Origin of the sequence: Brevibacillus sp. DP1.3A (genome assembly GCF_013284245.2) — a bacterium.
In the GTDB taxonomy this organism is placed as follows: domain Bacteria; phylum Bacillota; class Bacilli; order Brevibacillales; family Brevibacillaceae; genus Brevibacillus.
Window position 1 is genome coordinate 353,821 of record NZ_CP085876.1, and the last position, 21,148, is coordinate 374,968.

The 21,148-nt window shown below is 48.5% G+C and carries 14 protein-coding genes; 9 read left to right on the forward strand and 5 right to left on the reverse strand.

The annotated features are described in order from the left end of the window. Positions 1-537 precede the first annotated feature (537 nt). Entirely contained in the window at positions 538-1,926 is a 1,389-nt protein-coding gene (gene fumC, locus HP399_RS02010; protein ID WP_173619885.1) for a class II fumarate hydratase, read from the forward strand. A 64-nt stretch (positions 1,927-1,990) separates the two neighbouring features. Here the strand turns inward: fumC and HP399_RS02015 are convergent, their stop codons facing one another. Beyond that, on the reverse strand, positions 1,991-2,758 hold the full coding sequence (locus tag HP399_RS02015) for an SDR family oxidoreductase (RefSeq protein ID WP_173619884.1): 768 nt from the start codon (positions 2,756-2,758) through the stop codon (positions 1,991-1,993). A gap of 199 nt (positions 2,759-2,957) precedes the next feature. Between HP399_RS02015 and HP399_RS02020 the strand changes: the two genes are divergently transcribed. The 6 genes from HP399_RS02020 to HP399_RS02045 all read left to right on the forward strand — a co-directional run bounded on the left by HP399_RS02020 (position 2,958) and on the right by HP399_RS02045 (position 10,578). Further along, positions 2,958-3,647 (forward strand): response regulator transcription factor, encoded by a 690-nt coding sequence (locus HP399_RS02020; protein ID WP_217367750.1) that lies wholly within the window; start codon positions 2,958-2,960, stop codon positions 3,645-3,647. Beyond that, positions 3,637-4,746 (forward strand): sensor histidine kinase, encoded by a 1,110-nt coding sequence (locus HP399_RS02025; RefSeq protein WP_173619882.1) that lies wholly within the window; start codon positions 3,637-3,639, stop codon positions 4,744-4,746. The genes HP399_RS02020 and HP399_RS02025 overlap by 11 nt, the downstream gene beginning before the upstream one ends. A 114-nt stretch (positions 4,747-4,860) precedes the next feature. Then, positions 4,861-5,724, forward strand: coding sequence for a D-alanyl-D-alanine carboxypeptidase family protein (locus HP399_RS02030; RefSeq protein WP_173619881.1), 864 nt, complete (start codon positions 4,861-4,863; stop codon positions 5,722-5,724). Further along, positions 5,717-6,262 carry a VanZ family protein gene (locus HP399_RS02035; protein ID WP_173619880.1) on the forward strand — a complete coding sequence of 182 codons (546 nt, stop codon included), beginning with the start codon at positions 5,717-5,719 and terminating at the stop codon, positions 6,260-6,262. Before HP399_RS02030 ends, HP399_RS02035 begins: the two co-directional genes overlap by 8 nt. A gap of 398 nt (positions 6,263-6,660) precedes the next feature. Then, positions 6,661-8,436, forward strand: coding sequence for a DNA helicase RecQ (recQ, locus tag HP399_RS02040; RefSeq protein ID WP_173619879.1), 1,776 nt, complete (start codon positions 6,661-6,663; stop codon positions 8,434-8,436). A 198-nt stretch (positions 8,437-8,634) separates the two neighbouring features. Next, positions 8,635-10,578 (forward strand): bifunctional metallophosphatase/5'-nucleotidase, encoded by a 1,944-nt coding sequence (locus tag HP399_RS02045; RefSeq protein WP_370642733.1) that lies wholly within the window; start codon positions 8,635-8,637, stop codon positions 10,576-10,578. 69 nt (positions 10,579-10,647) lie between these two features. Here HP399_RS02045 and lplT read toward each other — a convergent pair whose 3' ends face one another. From lplT to HP399_RS02065, 4 genes are all read right to left on the reverse strand, one after another. Then, positions 10,648-11,838, reverse strand: coding sequence for a lysophospholipid transporter LplT (lplT, locus tag HP399_RS02050; protein WP_173619877.1), 1,191 nt, complete (start codon positions 11,836-11,838; stop codon positions 10,648-10,650). 1 nt (position 11,839) lies between these two features. Continuing rightward, entirely contained in the window at positions 11,840-13,948 is a 2,109-nt protein-coding gene (locus tag HP399_RS02055; RefSeq protein WP_173619876.1) for an AMP-binding protein, read from the reverse strand. Between the two features lie 273 nt (positions 13,949-14,221). After that, entirely contained in the window at positions 14,222-14,860 is a 639-nt protein-coding gene (locus HP399_RS02060; protein ID WP_007724579.1) for a response regulator, read from the reverse strand. Between the two features lie 19 nt (positions 14,861-14,879). Beyond that, a complete protein-coding gene (locus tag HP399_RS02065) occupies positions 14,880-16,259 on the reverse strand; it encodes a HAMP domain-containing sensor histidine kinase (protein ID WP_173619875.1) in 1,380 nt (459 codons plus the stop codon). Positions 16,260-16,486: 227 nt separating this feature from the next. Here HP399_RS02065 and HP399_RS02070 point away from each other — a divergent pair, with 227 nt between their 5' ends. Together HP399_RS02070 and HP399_RS02075 are read left to right on the forward strand one after the other, a co-directional pair. Then, positions 16,487-18,232 carry a methyl-accepting chemotaxis protein gene (locus HP399_RS02070; RefSeq protein ID WP_228088433.1) on the forward strand — a complete coding sequence of 582 codons (1,746 nt, stop codon included), beginning with the start codon at positions 16,487-16,489 and terminating at the stop codon, positions 18,230-18,232. A gap of 175 nt (positions 18,233-18,407) precedes the next feature. After that, positions 18,408-21,086 (forward strand): sigma-54-dependent transcriptional regulator, encoded by a 2,679-nt coding sequence (locus HP399_RS02075; protein ID WP_173619873.1) that lies wholly within the window; start codon positions 18,408-18,410, stop codon positions 21,084-21,086. The last annotated feature ends 62 nt before the right edge of the window (positions 21,087-21,148 follow it).

Genomic DNA, 21,148 nt, shown 5'->3' on the forward strand with positions numbered 1-21,148 from the left:
GCGCATTTCCAGTCTACGCTTCGGCCTCCGCCCTGCTGAGGGTGAAGACTGTCCGCTTCGGAAAAAATGGCGGGAGCGCTTCAAACGTAGATGTTTCGAAGAAGGATTTCATAAGTGAAGCTGAAATTCCCCCCCATTTTTCCCTGCGCTGGGTCGGGCTACAGAGGCGCTTGGACTGGAAATGCGCTTCTTCTACGCGGCTTTTTGTTTACTTCTTGAAAGGGAGCTCATGAAGTCTCCCTGAATCGCTTAAAAAACGTTGTAAAACCTCCTACTACAAATAAGCTGTACGAAAGCACTGTCACATGTCTGGAAGGAGACCGCCCGAACGAAGTGAGGATACAGGCGACTGGAAGACATGTGGCAGGGCTTCCCCCGACCCCAACCGTTGGAGGACAAAGTTCTTTTTCATTTTTCCCAAAAAAACACTTCATCTCTTGATAACAAGAATGAAAATCATTATCATTTTAATGGAGAAGAACTGGTTCATTTCCTTTTTGACATAAGTAAAACGTTCGATATTGAGGAGGATGCGAGATGGAATTCAGAATTGAAAAGGACACGATTGGGGAAATCAAGGTTCCGGCGGATAAGCTGTGGGGCGCCCAAACACAACGCAGCTTCCAAAACTTTGAAATCGGCGAAGAAAAAATGCCACTTCCACTGATTCGCATGTTTGCCATCCTGAAAAAAAGCGCTGCTCTAGCGAATCAAAAGCTGGGCAAGCTCGACAATGAAAAGGCAGAAGCGATTGTGGCGGCAGCAGATGAAGTGGTCCAAGGAAAATGGGATGAGCATTTCCCACTGGTTGTCTGGCAAACTGGCAGCGGCACGCAATCCAACATGAACGTCAACGAAGTCATTGCTCATCGCGCGAACCAATTGCTGCAAGAGAAGGGTAGCTCGGCTCGCATCCACGCCAACGATGATGTGAATAAATCGCAGAGCTCCAATGATACATTCCCGACAGCGATGCACATGGCTGGACTGGTCGCTATCGAGGAGCAAGTACTGCCTGCAATTAAGCTATTACAAGCAACGCTGAAAGAAAAAAGCGAAGCCTATATGGATATCATCAAAATCGGTCGCACGCATTTGCAGGACGCGACTCCGCTGACGCTGGGCCAAGAATTCAGCGGTTGGGTACGCATGCTGGAAAAATCGGAAAAGATGATCAAGGAGAGCAATGAGTACCTGCGTGAGCTGGCGATTGGCGGTACAGCGGTAGGAACAGGCATCAATGCGCACCCGCGCTTCGGTGAAATGGTCGCAGCAGAAATCAGCAAGGAAACGAAGCACCAATTCGTGACCGCAGAAAACAAGTTCCACGCGCTGACCAGCCATGACGAGCTCGTTCATGTACATGGCGCCCTGAAAGCACTGGCTGCGGATCTGATGAAAATCGCCAATGATGTGAGATGGCTGGCGAGCGGCCCACGTTGCGGAATCGGTGAACTTATCATTCCGGCGAACGAGCCAGGCAGCTCCATCATGCCAGGCAAGGTGAATCCGACCCAAAGCGAAGCGATGACAATGGTCGTATGCCAAGTGATGGGCAACGATGCTGCCATTGGCTTTGCTGCTAGCCAGGGGAACTTCGAGCTGAACGTGTTTAAGCCAGTGATCATCTACAATTTCCTGCAATCCGCAAGATTGTTGGCAGACGCGATGAAGTCCTTCAACGACAATTGCGCAGTAGGCATCGAGCCTGATCTGACAGTGATCAAAGAAAACCTGAACAACTCGTTGATGCTGGTGACGGCACTGAACCCGCATATCGGCTATGAAAATGCGGCAGCCGTAGCGAAGCTGGCTCACAAAGAAGGCATCACACTCAAGGAAGCGGCGATCAAGAGCAATTTGCTGACCGAAGAGCAATTTGATCAAGTCGTGCGCCCTGAACAAATGATTCATCCAAAAGAATAGTATCTTCATAAAAATAACCGATGCTCCCGTGATTGTGGTCATCGGTTATTTTTTTTTAGAACCATTACAGATGCGAACCCCCACTGGCGTCAATCAATTGACCGGTTACCCAACGGCTGTCCGAGGAAGCGAGAAAGGCGGCAATATCCGCTACATCATCAGGCTCTCCCCATCTGTTGAAGGTGGAAAGTCCAGCGGCGTACTTCTGCCCATCCGGATTATTTTGCAACGTGCCAGCATTCATCTCCGTATTAATAATGCCAGGCAGGATCGCGTTTACCGTAATATGACGGCTCCCCAGTTGTTTAGCCAGAGCTAGCGTCAGTGTGTTAATAGCCCCCTTCGATATACTATAAGTAAACACACTTGGGGAAGCTGCACGAGTCACAAAGGATGAGAGATTGATGATACGGCCTTCCTCTCTTAGGTGGGGCAAAGCTTGTTGGATCATAAAAAACGGTGCTTTGACATTGATGTTCATGACCTCGTCAAACGATTCCTCGGTAGCCTCTTCCAAGGTTAAGATTTGTCCGATGCCTGCGTTATTGACGAGAATGTCAAAATGATGATCCCCTGTACGTTTCTGCAGTGCTTCGTCCAATGTCGCATAGAAATCGCGAATGCCGTCAAGGGTGCGCAAGTCCGCACCGATTGCGAATGCTTGGCCTCCCGTTTGTTCAATCTCATATACGACTGCTTCAGCTTCTTCTTGTCGTCTTCCATAGTGTACGACGACCAATGCGCCATCCTGTGCCAGACGTAATGCGATGCCACGACCAATCCCACGGCTTGCTCCGGTAACCAATGCAATTTTCCCTTTCAAATTACTCATGGTTTCATCTCCCTTGATTGAAATTCAAGTTAGTTATAACACAAGGGGATGTTTGAAATATTGCTCTCTCATTCGCTCGGTTGGTCTCGTGAACGGAATGGCGATAATGATAATGAACAATTACTTGCTTTACCTTTTCTTAAACAATTCTTGTTATAGTGATGCTATCTATATCTATCATGTACGAGTTCGGAGGTGTTTGTCCGTGAGGATTTTGATTGTAGATGACGACAAAGAGATTGTAGAGCTGATGGCGATATATTTGAGCAACGAGGGGTATGAGATCGAAAAGGCTTTTGACGGTCTGGAAGCGATGGAGAGGCTGGAGCAGAAACCAATCGATCTCGTCATTCTGGATGTGATGATGCCCAATCTGGATGGGCTGGAAGTTACCAAGCGAATACGAAAAAACTCGACCATCCCCATTCTGATGGCGAGTGCCAAAACGAATGATATGGACAAAATCCTGGGCTTGATGACGGGCGCAGACGATTACGTAGCGAAGCCGTTTAATCCGTTGGAAGTGATTGCGCGGGTCAAGTCTCTCCTGCGACGGTCGAACTACACGCAGGCAAGCAAACAGGATCATGTGATTGAGGCGGGGCCATTGATTATCGACAAGCAAAGTCACTTCGTTCAGACAAAAGAAGGCACCCCGGTCAAGCTGACGGCATTGGAATTTTCCGTCCTGCATCTTCTGGCAAGTCATCCGAATCGAGTATTCAGCTCGGAAGAAATTTTTGACCGTTGCTGGAAAATGGAGAATTTCGTTTCCTACAAGACGGTGATGGTTCACATCAGCAACCTGCGGGAAAAACTGGAGAAGGCGACCAATGGCGAAAAGGTGATACAGACGGTCTGGGGGGTCGGCTATAAAATTGAAGCTTAGAGCCAAGGATTTTATCCGCATCCTTTTCGATTTGCTGCTTGGCCTCATGATCATCTACGCTGTTTTTCAGATGGCTGATTTTTTTGCTAACAACTATTTGTACACCATCCCGGAAATCAGAGAGTTTATCTGGAGGTTGCGGATCAATTTCGATATCAACTCCTTCAAAATCCCAATTATTTTGTTGGCAACCGGTATGTTTGCGGCGTGGTCGGTCGTTCGTATCCGCAAGTACCTGGAACAAAAGCAGATGGCGCAAATCATAAGCGAGCTGCATTTCATTGCAAAAGGCAATTATCATCACCAGATTTCCATTCGTCCGAACGGCAGCTTGGGCCAAGTCGTCGATAGCATCCATGCTCTGGTCAAAAGCGCCTTGGATGCGATGGAGGAGGAGCGGCGGCTGGAACAATCGAAGGATGAGCTGATCACCAACGTTTCCCATGATCTGCGAACACCGTTGACCTCCATCATTGGCTACCTAGGACTGATTGAGCAGAACAAATACAAGGACGAAGAGAAGCTCAAGCATTACGCCCATATCGCCTACGAGAAGGCCAAGCAGATGAATGTGCTCGTCAATGATTTGTTTGAGTACACGAAGGTCCGCAATCGCGGGGCATATTTAAACCGAACGGAGTTTGACTTGGTAGAGCTGGTTGAGCAAGTATCGGTAGGCTTTCGACTCGTAGCGAATGAGGCAGGGCTGCGTTTAGTCGTAGATACGCCTGATCAAAAAATTGAAATGGCAGGAGATACCGACAAGCTCGTTCGTGTTCTGGAAAACCTCATTTCCAATGCTGTGAAATACGGACGCGATGGTACGGAAATTGTCATTCGCGTCTTCCAGCAAGAAGAAGGTATCGCGATTTCTGTCGCCAATAACGGAGCGCCGATCCCGGCTGAATATGTGCCGAGCTTGTTTGAACGCTTTTTTCGGGTGGAGGGCTCACGTTCGAAAGAGACAGGAGGCTCGGGTCTCGGTCTCGCTATCGCCAAAAGCATCATCGACCTACACCAAGGCAGCATTTCTGTCGAAAGTACAAAGGAATGGACGACCTTCACGGTTTGGCTCCCACATACAATTTCAAGCATTTGAGAAAAGCTTTACTTTTTCTTTACCTTTCGTTTCCGTTAATTTTAATCGAAAAGTCTATCCTGACTGCATGAAGGTTACAACCTTTGTTTTTGCAGATGTAGGAGGGCTTTTTTTATGAGGAAAACAACATGGGCTGTGCTCATGCTGACTATATTCGTCGGGTTGACGCTTTTGCGCGATTCAGACTCAGTAGAAGCAGATTGGAAATTCCAAGGACCCATTACACTAACAGAAAAAACATACGAGAAGGTCGATGCACAGGCAGCGATTCTGTTGGATAGCCAGACAGGAGAAATCATGTACGAACAAAATGCGGATACGCCTTACCCGGTAGCAAGTATGTCAAAAATGATGACCGAATATATGCTCCTCGAAGCCATTAAGGAAGAGCGAGTCGATTGGGATGACCAGATCGTCGTATCTGAGAATGCGGCTGCGACTGGGGGATCACGGGTCCATCTTGTCGCAGGAGAGGCCTATCCGATAAAAGATTTGTATGAAGCGATGGCGATCGGCTCTGCAAACAATGCAGCGGTGGCAATCGGCGAATATTTGGCAGGCAGCACCTCCGCATTTGCGGAACAAATGAATTTGAAGGCAGCCGAGCTGAATCTGAGGTCATCCTCGTTTGTAAATGCGACCGGATTGGATACTGGATATGGGCAAAACGAAATGACGACTCGCGATGTAGGAATGCTCGCGTACCACTTGCTCAACGACTTCCCCGATGTTGTCAAATGGACGGGCGAGCTATCCAATACAAACAACCTCAAGCTCGATGGGGAAAACGCTGATTGGAGTATCGCAGGGCTAGACGGGCTCAAAACGGGTTATACCAATGCTGCCGGGTATTACTTCACGGCAACAGCGAAGCGGGGGGACAAGCGGCTCATTTCTGTCGTGATGGGCGCTGAAGGAGATGCAACTCGTTTTACAGAGACAAAAAAACTGATGGAGAGAGGGTTTGACAATGGATAACGTGCAAAAAATGGAGAGACCAACAGAGCTGCTTGCTATTGCTGGTTATGCAGTGTTTGCCCTTTATTTGTTTCTCGTCGTGAAAATATTGCTGTTTAAATTCGGCAGTTTGGATACCAGCTTGTTAGTAGATCAGTGGAAAATCATTTGGAGCGATCCGTCTGTGATTGTGAAGCGGTTGCGTTACCAAAGTAATTTGGTGCCGTTTCATGAAATCGAAAACTATGTCAAAGGGATACGGTATTATCAAAGCTGGCATAGTGCCGTGAACTTCGTAGGCAACGTGATCGCATTCATGCCGCTAGGCTTCCTGCTGCCGCTCCTGTTTCCGAAACAAACCGGTTCCCTGTTCAGAGTCACCCTGCTATCCCTGATGCTGAGCCTCGGTGTGGAGCTGACACAGCTCGTGATGGATGTAGGAACGTTTGATGTCGATGATTTACTCCTGAATACAGCGGGCGGGATGATCGGATATATCGTGTACTTGTTCATTTGGGTAATACAGAAAAAGCGGTTCATCTTTTCTATCTCTTCATAGGCTAACTTATGAGGCACCCATGTGGTGCTTTTTTTATTATTTTTGAAAAGGTATGGATGACCGACAAGGCCGGTGAGAAGAAAAAGCACAGGGCTCGCAGACCTTGACAACGCCTACCCAGTCGGAACTTAAAAAAGGGGACCACGCTTGTCGAACACTTCTCCCTTGAGAACCTTCCGCCCGTAGGGTGGCTTTGGCTCGACGGTCCCCTTTTTTAAGTGGAGACGGACAGTGAATCACCCTTGCGGGCGTGTCAGAGTCGAAGAGAACTGTGCTTTTTCTTCTCCTCCACAATGTTGACTCAAACAAACCAGTCCCCCCTTGTTTTGTCCCAATCCCTTTGTTTACACTAATAGAGACCCATTGAAAATTCCTGTCGAAAGAGAAGGTGATTCTCTTTGTTAGATAAAGCGCAAGAGATTTTACGAAAGTACTTTGGCTACGAATCATTTCGTGAAGGCCAGAAGAAAATCATCACGAGCCTGTTAGCTGGACATGACACCGTAGGCATCATGCCCACAGGTGGCGGGAAATCCATCTGTTATCAAGTCCCAGCGATGCTCCAGGACGGCGTAACCATCGTGATCTCCCCACTCATCTCGCTGATGAAGGATCAGGTCGACGTGCTGGTCAGCATGGGCATTCCCGCCACCCAAATTAACAGCTCACTGGATTATAGTGAGGTTCGCGACCGACTGCGTATGGCGGCTCGAGGAGAGTACAAGCTGTTGTATATCGCTCCAGAGCGTTTGGAATCCGAGGCGTTCCAAAACCTGATTCAGGATGTACCGATTTCGTTTATAGCAGTGGACGAAGCGCATTGCGTCTCGCAGTGGGGACACGATTTCCGTCCGAGCTATTTGGCGATTGCCCGTTTTCTTCGATCCTTGCCACAGCGCCCGCTCGTCGCAGCCTTGACGGCGACAGCGACTCCGGAGGTAACAGAGGACATCAAGCTACAGCTAGAATTACAGGACGAGCGCCTTTTTATCACAGGCTTTGGCAGAGACAATCTCATCTTGTCTGTACGCAAGGGGGAGAACCGTCGAGAATTCATTCAGGCGTACTTGCGTGCGAATAAGCAGCAGGCGGGCATTATTTATGCGGCAACGAGAAAAGACGTGGACGCCTTGCATGCAGACTTGGACAAGCGTGGCTTTGCTGTGACCAAATACCATGCAGGACTGACGGAAGAGGAGCGTGCGGCCAACCAGGAGGCATTTCTGTACGATGATGTCCGGACGATGATCGCGACCAACGCATTTGGTATGGGCATCGACAAGTCCAATGTGCGCTACGTCATTCATTACAACATGCCGAAAAACCTAGAGGCGTATTACCAAGAAGCAGGCCGTGCGGGACGCGATGGGGAGCCAAGTGAGTGTATTCTACTGTTTCAGCCACAGGATATCCAGACGCAAACGTTTTTCATCGAGCAGAATCAACTGCTGGACGAGCGCAAGGAGCTTGAGTACAAAAAGCTGTACGCGATGATCGACTATTGCCGGACGCCGCGCTGCTTGCAGCAAAACATCGTGCAATACTTCGGCGAAACAGATGCTGTCACGTGCGGGCGCTGTGGGAACTGCACCGATGAGACCGAGCTGTCCGATATTACGCTCGAAGCGCAGAAGATTTTCTCCTGCGTCAAACGTATGAGAGAGCGCTTCGGTGCCGCACTCGTCGCGCAGGTACTCAAAGGCTCCAAGAATAAAAAGGTCACCCAGTTTTCCTTCGACGAGTTGCCTACGTATGGTTTGATGAAGGAATACAAGGAAAAAGAGATCGCAGACTTGATCCAGCTCCTCATTGCCGAAGGCTATTTGCAAGTGACGGAGAGCCAATATCCAATCGTAAAGCTGGGGGAGCGGGCATTGCCTGTTCTGAGGGGCGAAGCGCGCGTCGTGCAAAAAATCTCGATACGTCCTGTACAGCTAACAGAGGATGACGAGTTGTTCGAGCATCTACGTGCATTGCGCAAGGAAATCTCGACGCGACAAAAAGTACCGCCGTACGTGATTTTCCCAGACAGTACCTTGAAGGAAATGAGCAGTGTTTGTCCGACTGACAAACAGGCCATGCTCCAGATCAAAGGAGTAGGCGAGGCGAAATTCGAGAAATACGGAGAACTCTTTTTGGAGTGTTTGCAGAATTATGCAGCGATCAAGTCGTGACATTTACGTCACGGCTTTTTTGCTATTTTTCCTTCCATATGCCTGCTATAGTTAGATAGCAACCCAGAATTTTCATACAAAATAGAACAGGAGGACAATTAGAGCAACACCATCGAGGGGCATTGACAGATTAAGAGAGACAGAGGGGAAAACATGAAAAAACTAGCGAAGGGCTTATTAAGTGTAGCACTTACATCCATGGTGTTAGGCAGTGCGATGATGGGGATCGCCGCACCGGTAAAGGCCGCAGAAACGCCTACCAAAATTACGTTGCTGGGTACATCTGACATTCACGGACGATTCATGCCGTGGGATTATGCTCTGGATGGCCCGAATCCAAATGGCAGCATGACGCAGTTGTTCACGATGATTAAAGAGATTCGCAAAGAAAATCCGAACACCGTATTGCTGGATGCAGGCGATTCGATCCAAGACAACTCGGCAGAGCTTTTTAACGACCAACCGCAGTCTCCTATCATGGTCGCTATGAACGAAATGAACTATGACGCGTGGGCTTTTGGCAATCATGAATTTAATTTTGGACTCGATGTTTTGGACAAGGTCAGCAGCCAATACAAAGGCTCTGTTTTGGCAGGGAACATTTACAAGGAAAATGGCGAGCGCTTCTTGCCTGCGTACACGATCATTGAGCGTGCTGGTGTAAAAATCGGCGTCATTGGGATGAACACGCCGATGATTACTGATTTCGAAAAAGGGACCGATCATCTGGATGGCCTCGTGATCAAAAACCCGGTAGAAGAAACCAAGAAAGCCGTAAAAGAGCTGGAAGGCAAAGTAGACGTCATGATCGGTCTCATGCACATGGGCATCGAGAATGAAAACGGAATTCCGGGGACGGGTGTAGCAGATATCGCAAACGCCGTTCCAGAGCTGACTGCGATTTTTGCAGGTCACATGCACAAGCTCGTGAAAAAGGAAGAGATCAACGGCGTCCTGATCACAGAGCCGGACAAATACGGTACGCATCTTTCTCGCATTGACCTGACTTTCGAAAAGAAAGACGGCAAGGTCGTGCTGACTAACAAGGAAGCGACTGCGGTCCCTGTAAAAGGCGCAGATGGCACACCAGCGGTATCCGATGCAGCGTTGGAGACCAAGCTCCAGCCTTTTCATGATTTCGCGCGTGCAGATGCCAACATCGTCGTAGCAGAGCTCAAAGGCATGAACCTGGTACCGAAAAACGAGGTCGAGGGCATCCCGACGGTACAAATTCAGGAGACGCCGCTATCCGACTTTTTCCATGAAGTGATGCTCTACTATAGCAAAGCAGACGTGGTTGCTCACCAGATCGACAACGACAAAGCAAAGCTGGACGTAGGTCCGATCAAGAAAAAGGATATCGCCTACAACTACCAATACGCGGGTGGCGAGATTACCGTTTACAAAGTAACCGGAAAAGACTTGAAGGACTACATGGAATGGGCTGTGGGCTACTTCAATTCCACGCGCCCTGGTGATGTGACAGTTAGCTTTGATCCAAAACGCCGCGCTTCCAAATACAGCACCAACGATTTCTTCGGTGGCGTGAAATACGAAATCGACCTGACCAAGCCATACGGCAGCCGCATCACGAACCTGCGCAAGCTCGATGAGAAACCGATCAAGGCTGAAGATACCTTGAAGCTCGGAATGAACTCATACCGGATGGAAGCTTTGCAGGCAAAAGGTGGCGCGTTGGAAGGACGCAAGTTCGAACAGCTGTGGTCTTCCAAAGACAACAGTGCGTTTGGTGAAACGGGTGGAACGATCCGCAACCGTGCTATTGCGTACCTGAAAGAAGTGAAAAAGGGCGTTTACGAGCCAAAAGTACAAAACAACTGGAAGATTACAGGTGTGGACACCACTGCACCTGAACGCAAGGACGTAGTAGAGCTGATCAATGCAGGCATTCTGAGCGCTCCGAAAACGGCAGATGGCAAATACACCAATATCGCTTCCATCAACATCAAGGACGCGGTAACCAAAGAAGAAATCACCGAGCTATCTGCAAAAGCAAAAGTCGATGCAGCGAAGCTCGCGACAATCAAAACAAAAGGTGAATTTTATCATCAGCTGAACGAAGCGAGAAAGGCTGCGGAAAAATCGGTCACACCGACAACCAAAACGCAGCAAAAGAAATAACAGAGATGAACGCAAGAAAGCCGTGACGCGAGTAGTCACGGCTTTTACTTTTTCTATGACGCCAATCTGTCAACGAACGATTCTTCTGCGATACTTCACCAAGTACACCAGGAACCCGAGCAACAGCAACCCTTGACCAACAATCGCACCAGAGACGGAGATGCCGATATAGGTGATCAGGTAGTAAATGCCGGAGCCTACTGCCATTAGCAGATTCTCGATGAAGTTCTGAATCGCAATCGTTTTCCCGGAACCAACCATCCGCTTGCCTTCGTCCTGCAAGACGGTATTCATCGGGATAATGAACACGCCTCCCATGAACCCGACGAGAAGCAATAGACTGATGGCAACAAAGGTGATGTTCGTCCAAGGGAATAGCACGATGATGAGAAACATTCCGAATCCGTATGTCAGCGATCGAGTGAAATGAGACAATGGAATGAGCTTGGGAGCCAGAAAAGCTCCGGCGATAATTCCGATGGATGTCGTTGCGAGAATCAGCGATACAGAGAAGCTTTCCGGGTTAATCCCAAGCGCGAGGGGAATCCAGGCCAGAACGGCCACACGCAGGACAGCAGAGGACATCCAGAATGCTCCGGTTCCAATCAGGGCAAAGCTCGTTTCCGGGCGATTCATCAAGTGCTGGAAGTCGATGAAAAAGCGTCGTGCTTCAGCTCCATAGCGAATCGATGCATTCCCTCTCATACGCGGAATGAAGAAAGTCATACCGAGCGACAGCAGATAGATCAGCAGACAAATTCCTGACGAGATAAGCGGCGCTGTCATGTTCGCGATGGCTCCACCACCACCGATTCCTGTCAAAATCGCAAAGATCGTATAGGCTTCGATGCGTGCATTCGCATGAAACAGTTCATCTTCATTTCGAGTCAGCTCCGGCAAGATTCCATACTTGGCCGGAGAATACACGACCGCTCCGACTCCTACTGTGAAGTAACACAACATCAGCATCAAGATGCTCGACTGGTCAATGAAAAACAGCAGGACGACACCAAGCGCTTTAATCAGGTTGCCGATCACCAGCACGATAGATTTGGCGTGCTTGTCGGCAAAAGGCCCAACCAGTGGAGCGAGAAAAACGTAGGGGAGAAAGAATGAAATCGATACGAGTGCAAGCATCGCGGGAGAAAAACCGTTCTCCCGCAGCAGATTCGCGATGACAAACAAAATCATGTTGTCGGCAAAGGCCGATAGAAATTGAGTGAAGTACAGGGCTTGTAGTGGTTTTAATCGTATGTTCACATCATTTTCCTCCCGTTTCGACCAGCTGTTTCAGACTGACGTAATCCGTTTTGCCGCTACCGAGAAGTGGTAGAGCCTTGATGACTTGCATCGTACCTGGGATGAGCAATGGCGAGTATTGTTTTTCCGTCAAATACGCGCGCAATTGGCTCAGTTGAACCGATTCATCTGTGGTAAATAGCAGGACACGCTCCCCTTTTCGCGCATCATTCACTGTGATCGCAGCAAAACCGGAGTGTCCGAAGCATTGCATAGCCAGTTCTTCAACCAGATTGAGCGAAACCATCTCGCCGCCGATTTTGGCGAAGCGCTTCAGACGGGATTGGATGCTGAGAAAGCCGTCCTTGTCAGCTGTAACCAAATCACCTGTGTGGTACCATTCCTCAGCGGGAACAAAGCCTTTTCCGTGAATCATATAACCCTTCATGACGTTTGGACCCTTCACCAAAAGCTCTCCGCCAGCCTCGATTCCTTCTACTGCTTCCAGCTTGACGGACATTCCTGGCATCAAACGCCCAACGGTTCCTGGTTTGTTAGCCAGCGGCGTGTTGAGTGACAGGATCGGTGCTGTTTCCGTTGCCCCATAGCCTTCAAAAATCCGTACACCGAACTTTTCCATCCACAGCTTGCGCACATCGTCCTTCAGTTTTTCTGCTCCTGCAAATACGTAGCGCAGGGAGTAGAAGTTGTAAGGGTGGGCCATACGCCCGTAACCAGCCATAAAGGTTGAGGTTCCGAAGAGGATCGTTGCGTTTTGATCGTAGACCAATTCCGAAATCGCCTTGTAATGCAACGGACTTGGGTACAGATAGACTGGAATTCCTTTGACGACTGGCACAAGCGTTCCTACGGTTAGTCCGAAGCTGTGGAACATCGGCAGTGCATTGAAAAACTTGTCGCGACTCGTGATATCGATCACGCTGGTCACTTGTTGAATATTCGCGTACAGATTCGTATGCGTCAGGATGACACCTTTTGGCTTGCTCTCACTGCCAGAGGTGAAGAGGATCAGCTCGTTCTTAGCCGCTGAAGCTTTTTTCTTCCGCAAATAAGAGAAGAGTGCGGACACTTTGTCAAAAGCAGTCGCGGATGCTTTCAAATCCTCAAGATAAATAATTTTCATGCTCGGTGAAAGACCTGCGATGATGTGCTCCAGCTTCCCTTTTTCAATGAATACACGCGAGGTCAGGATCGTATCGATATGAGCAGTCTCACAGCAATCCAGTAGCGAACGAATGCCAAGTGAAAAGTTCAGGATGGCTGGAGTGGCACCGATGCGGAACAACGATAGTAACGTTACGAGATGACCTACTGAATTGGGAAGGAATATACCGACAACCGGTTTTCCCAAGAGCATTGGCTGCAATTTGTTGCCGAGTAAGTAGCTACCGATTAACAAGGTCTTGTAGTCGATCGCTGACGTCAGATCTTTGGCGATTTCCATTTTTGCACCATTCAGGCGAGCTGCTTCGAGAACTTCATCAAACAGATTCACGTTTTGCTTCATCCGGCTCTCGAACAAGCCTTCTTGGAGAATACGCAGAATACGATCATTGGCCGTGGCTTTTTGTTCGCGCATCGATAGGTTTTGATCGCGCTCGATGGTGAACGGAGTGCCTACTGTCATGGTTACATCAGGGAAGCAGGAGAGCTTCAGCTTTCCTTTCAAATACGAGAAGATCGAACGTTCCAGGCCTTTAATGATGATCGGGTAAACCGTTACACCAGTTCGCAGAGCGAGATAGCCGACACCGCTGTAGATTTTCATGATGCCGCCCGTCGTCGTGATCCGACCTTCTGGAAAAATCACCAGCGTCTGTCCGTTGCGGAGGACGCGGAGCATGTGGCGGATGGAGTACGGGTTGAGCGGATCGATTGCGATATGCTTGCGGAAGCGGAGGAAAAACGCAAACCGCTTGGCGATCTCCGTGTTGACGACAAAGGTCGCTTCTTTTGGCAAGCAAAAGGATAGGAGTACCGCATCTAGCAAGGAGATGTGATTGGGAGTGATAAGAGATGGCTTCGACAAGTCGATTTTGGAGAGTCCAAGCACACGAGGACGGAACCATAACATCAATAACGTTTTTAAGAAAGAATAAATAAGGGCCATGTGGACCACACCTTTACAAGGGATAATTAGAGGTTGATCAAAAAGTCGACTTTTGATCATGAAGTAGTTTCGAAAGCTTATTCGGCATCGAAACTGGCGTTCACCTTCGAAGTCCGGTGCTCATGTAGGTCCCCTACACTCCGCTCCTCCTTCTTCAGCTTCTCGCCATTTTCTTGATGCTGAAAAGTCGACTTTTTGATCTCACACTTTTAATTGTAAGGAGTGGAGCATGTAAAAAAAGTACCAACATTCATTGGTACCTGGTAATAAGACCTAGAATAGCTTTTTTTGGCTGGCTTTTGCGGCCGCTTCCTTGCTTGTTTTGACGCCCATTTTTTTGAGGATTCGGTTGATGTGATTTTTGATCGTACGCTTCGTGATGTGGAGAGATTGTTCAATCTGCGTCTGCGTATGACCTTGGTGGATTAGTTGTAGGATGTCCCTTTCTGCGGGAGATAACAGCTTTTGATTTTCATCGTTTTTCAAACGCAAAAATTCGTTGCGAAGTGCCGCAGCTGCCGTAGGGTGAATGGCAGATTGGCTGTTGTGAGCAGCACGGATAGCGTCGGGAATTTCCTTGAAGCTCGATTTGCTGATGTAATTGACGGCACCGGCTGAGAAGGATTCCACGATCACTGCCTCGTCTGTCAGAGAGGTGAGCATGATGATTTTACTGTCAGCTTGGAGTGCCATGAATTCGATTGCCGTTTCGATTCCGTCCAGATTGTTCTCGGTCAAGTTAATGTCCATTAAGACGACATCCGCTTTGGCAGGCAAAAAGCGCTCGATTGCTTCTGCTTTGAACCCGGCTTCCCCTACTACGGTGAGATCCGGTTCTTTGTTCAGGAAGTCAATGAGACCTTTGCGCCAGACGGGGTCGTCCTCTACTAAAAATACCCTGATTGGATTCATGTTTGTGAGCGTCCTTTCGCTATTCAGAGTCGGTTATGATGACGCGCTTTTTCGGGAAGAACAGGAAAACGGTGGTTCCTTTGCCTTGCTCACTGTAGATTTCCAATTGGCCCTGATGCTTTTGCATGACGTTGTAGCAGTAAGAGAGCCCAAGACCAAAGTTTTGTCCTGTCCTTTTTGTCGAGAAAAAAGGATCGAGTACATGAGGCAGGTTCTCTTTGGTAATGCCTGTGCCTGTGTCCGCGACAGTGATGATGAGATGCTTGTAGGACAAAAATAGCTGAAGATGAAGCTTGCCGCCCGCCTTCATGGCTTCCAGCGCATTCATGCACAAGTTGGTGATGACTTCGCGCAGTTGTACTCCATCGCCATACAAGCGAAGTGTTTCGTCCAATTCACTAACGACTTCTACCTGTTGCTTCAGGATATAGGGCGTCAGATTTTGTGTGACTTGCCCGATAATTTGGCCGGGGTCACATGGTTCTTCGCGCAGCTCGACGTCCCGCAGCTGGTTTTGAATCCGATTCATCATGTCCAGCATATGCTGCGAGGATTGCATCAGGACAAGCGCATCTTCTTTTAGAGACGGCTGGTTGGTTTCATCTGCATATGTCTCGATACGGTCGGCATATAGCGAGATTTTGCCTACTTCATTTTTGATCGTATGGTTAATGATTTGGGCACCGGAAGTCAAGGCGCGCAAGGTACTGTCCAGACGTCTTTTTTCTACGCGGAGACGGACGCCAAGGAAGCCGTATTTCAAGCTGATGGCAACGATCAGGATAAACTGGATCGTGACCACGACCATGTTGTAGCGCCAAGCCTCGTAATCGTTCTGGATACGCATGATGTAGATGAAAATAAAGACGAAAAACAACGGAATGATGATGAGTACGTTCGTGAAAAAGCTGTTCTTTTTCACGAGTGGGTCTTTTTCTCGCATGTACTGCACGACAAGCAGCGTACAGGAGAACAGAAAAAACGGAATCACCCATGCCACCATAATCCAGTAGTTAAAAAGCAGCTCGGGATAAACGGGTGTAATCCAAAGCATCCCAAGCGGCAGGATGAGAGCAGCGTATTGTATCGTCAGCTTTACTCTGCGAGACAAAAATTCAGTTGAGTGTACAGCAAACATGAGAAACGTGTAGGGCAAACCCACTTGGCAAACAAAAGAAGAGATGCGGCTTACCAATATCAGGGTGTTCGTGATCCCAGGCTTTGCGGCCAGGTAATCTGCAAAATAGGGCATGATCGTCTCGTCAATCACGCCTGAGATAAAGCCTCCAGCCCCAACAAAGGCAGTCGCACAAGCCCAGCGGATCGACGTTCGTTTCGGGTCTGTGAACAGTACGAACAGACCTAATGCCCATATGGTAAACAAGATGAAAACCATCATGGATTTGCTATCTCCTGTCAATCATTATTTATCTATTATATCGTACATAAGTCAAAGGACACGGAAAAATTAAAGGATGGACAAGCGTGCAGGTGTTTATATTCAGAATATACATATCTATCCGTAATCTCCGAAATCGCCTATGATGGTAATCGTGCAATTAAAAGTAAGCGTCATCATTTGTTCATCATAAGGCACGGGGGAGAAGCGAGCGGATGGTATCATTCATGAAAAAGCATTTAATTGTCCGTATTTTGTGTGTCATCATCGCCGTTTTGATCTTACTTGCGGCGGGAAGTGTTGTTACACAGTTTGTGCAGACCAGATCCGCTGTGGAGGATGGAATCAATAGCTACAATTTGCGTATTGTGGAGAGCTACGCGGCTCAAATGAATACTGATCGATACGCTGAATTTTTAAGGCAGCCAGAGGAGACCGAGTTTTATTGGTCGTTACGTAAAGAGCTGGATGTGTTTCGAACGCAAATTGGGGCCATCTACGTGTATTTCGTGCGGTTTGACGAGAACCAGGTTCCCAAAATTATGATTGATGGACGCCCGCCAAATGACCCTTCCGCCTCCCCAATCAATGAAGTGACAGATATGCCTCCTTCAGCTGTTCAGGCAGTTATGGCTGGTCAAAAGGCAAGCTCTCCGATCATCGAAAATCCAGAGTATGGGACGTACATATCTGCCTATGCTCCGGTGAAGGACGCCAGTGGTTCCGTGATTGGCGCACTGGGTATAGATACGGATGTCGCTGTGTATGAGCAGCTCGTAACGAACGTGATCTGGAAAAGTACTCCTGTGTATGTGTTTTTGCTTATCATCATGCTTGCGGCAATTGGAGCGATTGTCTGGTTTGTGCAACGAGCGTTGGGGCCATTACATACGGTAAGGGCGAGTGCCGAGCAAATGGCATTGGGGGATTTGGCGAAAGCAGGGGCTATTTTGCGAGAAAAGCCCGTTCGTTCCGAGGATGAAATTGGTACGGTGTATAAGGCGATGCTCACCATGTCCGAAAACTTGCATAGCCGTGTTCGTGGCTTGGTTGTCAATATGGAGAAGACCTCTGATCAGTTGGTTGTATCTTCGAAGGATTTAGCCAATAGCGCAGATCATTTGCTTGAGATGGGCCAGCATGTGAATGAAAATGTAAAGGCGATATACGAAGGAGCCAATTCGCAGATGAAAAGTGCAGCCGACAGTGCCACTGCCATCGAAGAAATTACGGTGGGCATTAGCCGAATTGCAGAGTCATCTGCAACCGTATCGGATGCTTCTGTCCATGCTCTCGAGATGGCTCATTCTGGCGATTTCGCGATGAAAAGAATGAATAGCCAAATGAAAGATATTTCGGCTTCAGCTGCACAGACATTGGACATTGCTTTGCAATTGAAGCACGATTCCAATCAGATTGAAAACGTACTTGGTACGATTCGCGGGTTCACCGAGCAAACCAAGATTTTGGCCCTGAATGCTTCGATTGAAGCGGCTAGAGCGGGAGAGCACGGTCTAGGCTTTACAGTGGTGGCCAAAGAGGTGAGCAAGCTGGCGGACGCCTCTGCAACGTCCGTGCATCAAATTGCAGCTTTGCTAGACAGAATTTGCAGGGAGTCAGAGAAGATCAGTGAGGAAATGGAAAACGTGGCAAGAGAAATCGAAACGGGTGTCGGTCTTTCTCTCGAAGCAGAACAATCCTTCCTGCATGCAGTCCAGGCATTCCGACTCGTCAGTGAACAGGTGCAGGAAGTATCGGCTACAACGGAGGAGCTGTCCGCGGGGTCAGAAGAAGTGGCGGCTACTGTCAACAGCATTGCACAGATTGCAAGCCGAGTCACCGAGCAAACGAATCAAATTCGAATGCTAACGAATCAGAACCTAGAAATGATGAAGCAAGTACACGAGGCGTCCAGTTCGATGAATGACAATACGTTGGACATGAGACAAGCGATTCAACAAGTCAATGTGTAAAAAGTAAGGAAATGGAAGGCTGATCTTGGTTTACGACAAGATTGGCCTTTTTTACAAAGACGTATATATGCCCATCATATTCATAGGAAAGCAGGTTTTTCCAAATATTCGTGGAATTGAAAAGGATTGGTTGTGCATTTCGTGACTTTCTATCTATTCAACGGCGGGTGATAGAGTGAAACGATTAGATTTAATATTCCAGACGTTAGTAGACGCTGGTCCTGATAAAAAAGTAAGCGCTTCAGAGTTGGCTGAGCGGCTTGGTTTGAGTCGAGCGAATGTGAGCAGTGATTTGAACCGTTTGTGGAAGGAAGGCAGAATCGAGAAGGAAGAAGGGCGTCCGACGCTGTTTTTTGCCAAGCAAGGAAACGATTCGCTCTATTTGGCGGAGACGTCGCTGGACAGGCTGGCGAAAACCAACAAGAGCTTGATCACGCGTATTGAGCAGGCAAAGGCGGCCGTTTTGTATCCGCCGCGAGGGATGCATTGCTTGATTTTGGGGGAAACCGGCGTGGGCAAATCGTGGTTTGCTGGGATGATTCACGAGTTTGCCGTTGATATTGGGCGCCTGGATAAGCATGCTCCTTTCGTGATTTTTAACTGCGCCGATTATGCTAATAACCCGCAGCTCTTAATCAGTCAATTGTTCGGAGTCAAAAAAGGGGCGTATACCGGAGCGGAGATGGACCGCAAAGGACTAGTGGAAAAGGCAGACGGTGGCATTCTTTTTCTCGATGAAGTGCATCGGCTGCCAGCGGAAGGACAGGAAATCTTTTTTACCTTTATGGATAAGGGCATATTCCGTCGCGTAGGGGAAACAGAGATGGAGCGGACGGCTCACGTCCAGATTGTGATGGCCACGACAGAAAATCCGGAGTCGAGTCTCTTAAAAACGTTCATGAGGCGTATTCCCATGGTCATCAAGCTGCCCTCTTTGGTTGAGCGTGGCTTGGAAGAGCGTTTTAGTATTACGATGGAGATTTTTCAAGAAGAGGCTTTTCGGTTGGGGAGAGAGATTCAGATATCGGCCAATGCTGTGCAGGCATTTTTGTGCTATCACTGCCCGAATAACATTGGACAGTTAAAAACGGATATTCAGCTCACCTGCGCCAGCGCCTATGCCGAATTCATTTCGTTAAAAAAGAATCAGCTGCACGTGTCGGTTCAGGACCTGCCGCATCATGTGAAGCAAGGGCTGCTTTTGGTGAAGGATTACAAGCAGGAGCTAGATGAAATCATCGGGACGGAGCACAATTGCTTTGTCGTGCAGCCATCAAAAGAGGGCATCTGGATCGGGCGAGAAACAGGCGATACGACGGACAGTGTCTATGAAAAAATCGAGCAAAAAATATATGAACTGCAAAACCTCGGTGTGAGTGAAGAAGAATTGGAGTTTGACATCGAGAATTATTTTACGACCTTTATCAAAGGCGTCCATCAACGTGTAAATAAAGGCGACATGGCCCGGATTATCGACCCGTTCATCATTCACCTCGTGGAAGAGATCGTTCGCTTCGCAGAGGCCAAGCTGGAGAAGATTTTGAGCCAGAAGGTAATCTTTGGTCTCGCGCTGCATATTCAGACATCGAAAGAGCGCCTCGCACAAGGTAAGCAGATCGTAAATCCGCAAATCAACCATGTGCGAATCAAATACAAGAAAGAGTTTGCTGTGGCGCTAGAGTGCGTGCGCATGATAGAAGAAGCGATACTCATGGATCTGCCGATTGGTGAGGCTGGATATTTGACCATGTTTTTCGTGCTCGACGATGTCAGCATGGAGGAAGAACGGGAAACAATCGGGGTGCTCGTGATTACGCACGGCAGCGGCGGTGCGACAGCGATGGTCGATGTGACGAACCGATTGCTGGTCACACAATATGCGAGAGCCATCGACCTGCCGCTCGAAGAAGATTCCATGAGTGTTTTGGAAAAAGCACTGAAAGTAGCCAGAGAGATCGGGAGCAAGGCTGGATTGCTGCTGCTCGTAGATATGGGGTCGCTGCTCGGCTTTGGCGAGATCATCGAGCGGGAGATGGGCATTCCGGTCAAAGTCATTCCGATGGTCAGCACGCCACATGTGATCGAGGCCACTCGAAAGGCGATGCTCGGTCATTCACTGGAGGACGTTTACCGAGATGTCTTGGGCATTTCACTCTACCAGCGGGAGGAGCAGCCGAAAGAACAGGCGCAAAAGCATGTTCCGGCGCTGACGATCGTCGCAGCCTGCCTGTCTGGAGAAGGCAGTGCCTTGTTTTTGAAAAAGCTGCTGGAATCAAGGCTCAGGTACGATGATAACCTGCTGGAATTTGTGCCGCTGCAACTGATCGATAAGGCACAGGCCCGCAGTCAGCTTCGAAAAATCAAAGAGGAGAGAAAAATTCTCTTCGTGGTGAGCAATTACATTCTCGACCGCGAGTTGCGCCACCATAGCATGGACGATGTTTTGAACGGAGAGGCGATGTCTGATATCCAGAAAGTGATCGATCTGGAAGAGGCCTATCTGAAGATGCAAGAGTCGCTGGGGGAGCACCTGCAAATGGTAGAGGGACAAGATATTCTCGCTGACGTGAGGATGTGTGTCGGCCGTATGGAGGAGCGACTGAACAATTCTTTGGTTTTTGACACGCGAATTGGGGCCTACTTGCACATCTGCTGCTTGGTTGATCGCTTGAAAGCAGGGACGCAATCAGTGGCGTATATTCAAAAAGACAGTTTTTTGCTGGAGAACCGCAAGCTGTACAGCTTAATCCGACATGAATTGTTGCCGCTGGAAGACAAGTATGAGGTAGTGATCAGCGAAGACGACGTTTGTTTTATCATGAATTTCTTCATACACAATAAAACACTGGCGTAACCAGTGTTTTATTTTTTGTCTTTTCCATATTCAAAATCAAACACTACAGCGCTTACATAAAA

Excerpts from the sequence above, each read along its gene's own strand:
- HP399_RS02030 (WP_173619881.1), top strand. The coding sequence starts at position 4,861 with ATGAGGAAAACAACATGGGCTGTGCTCATGCTGACTATATTCGTCGGG.
- HP399_RS02070 (WP_228088433.1), top strand. The coding sequence starts at position 16,487 with ATGAAAAAGCATTTAATTGTCCGTATTTTGTGTGTCATCATCGCCGTT.
- HP399_RS02065 (WP_173619875.1), bottom strand. The coding sequence starts at position 16,259 with ATGATGGTTTTCATCTTGTTTACCATATGGGCATTAGGTCTGTTCGTA.
- fumC (WP_173619885.1), top strand. The coding sequence starts at position 538 with ATGGAATTCAGAATTGAAAAGGACACGATTGGGGAAATCAAGGTTCCG.
- HP399_RS02060 (WP_007724579.1), bottom strand. The coding sequence starts at position 14,860 with ATGAATCCAATCAGGGTATTTTTAGTAGAGGACGACCCCGTCTGGCGC.
- HP399_RS02045 (WP_370642733.1), top strand. The coding sequence starts at position 8,635 with ATGGTGTTAGGCAGTGCGATGATGGGGATCGCCGCACCGGTAAAGGCC.
- HP399_RS02015 (WP_173619884.1), bottom strand. The coding sequence starts at position 2,758 with ATGAGTAATTTGAAAGGGAAAATTGCATTGGTTACCGGAGCAAGCCGT.
- HP399_RS02055 (WP_173619876.1), bottom strand. The coding sequence starts at position 13,948 with ATGGCCCTTATTTATTCTTTCTTAAAAACGTTATTGATGTTATGGTTC.
- HP399_RS02035 (WP_173619880.1), top strand. The coding sequence starts at position 5,717 with ATGGATAACGTGCAAAAAATGGAGAGACCAACAGAGCTGCTTGCTATT.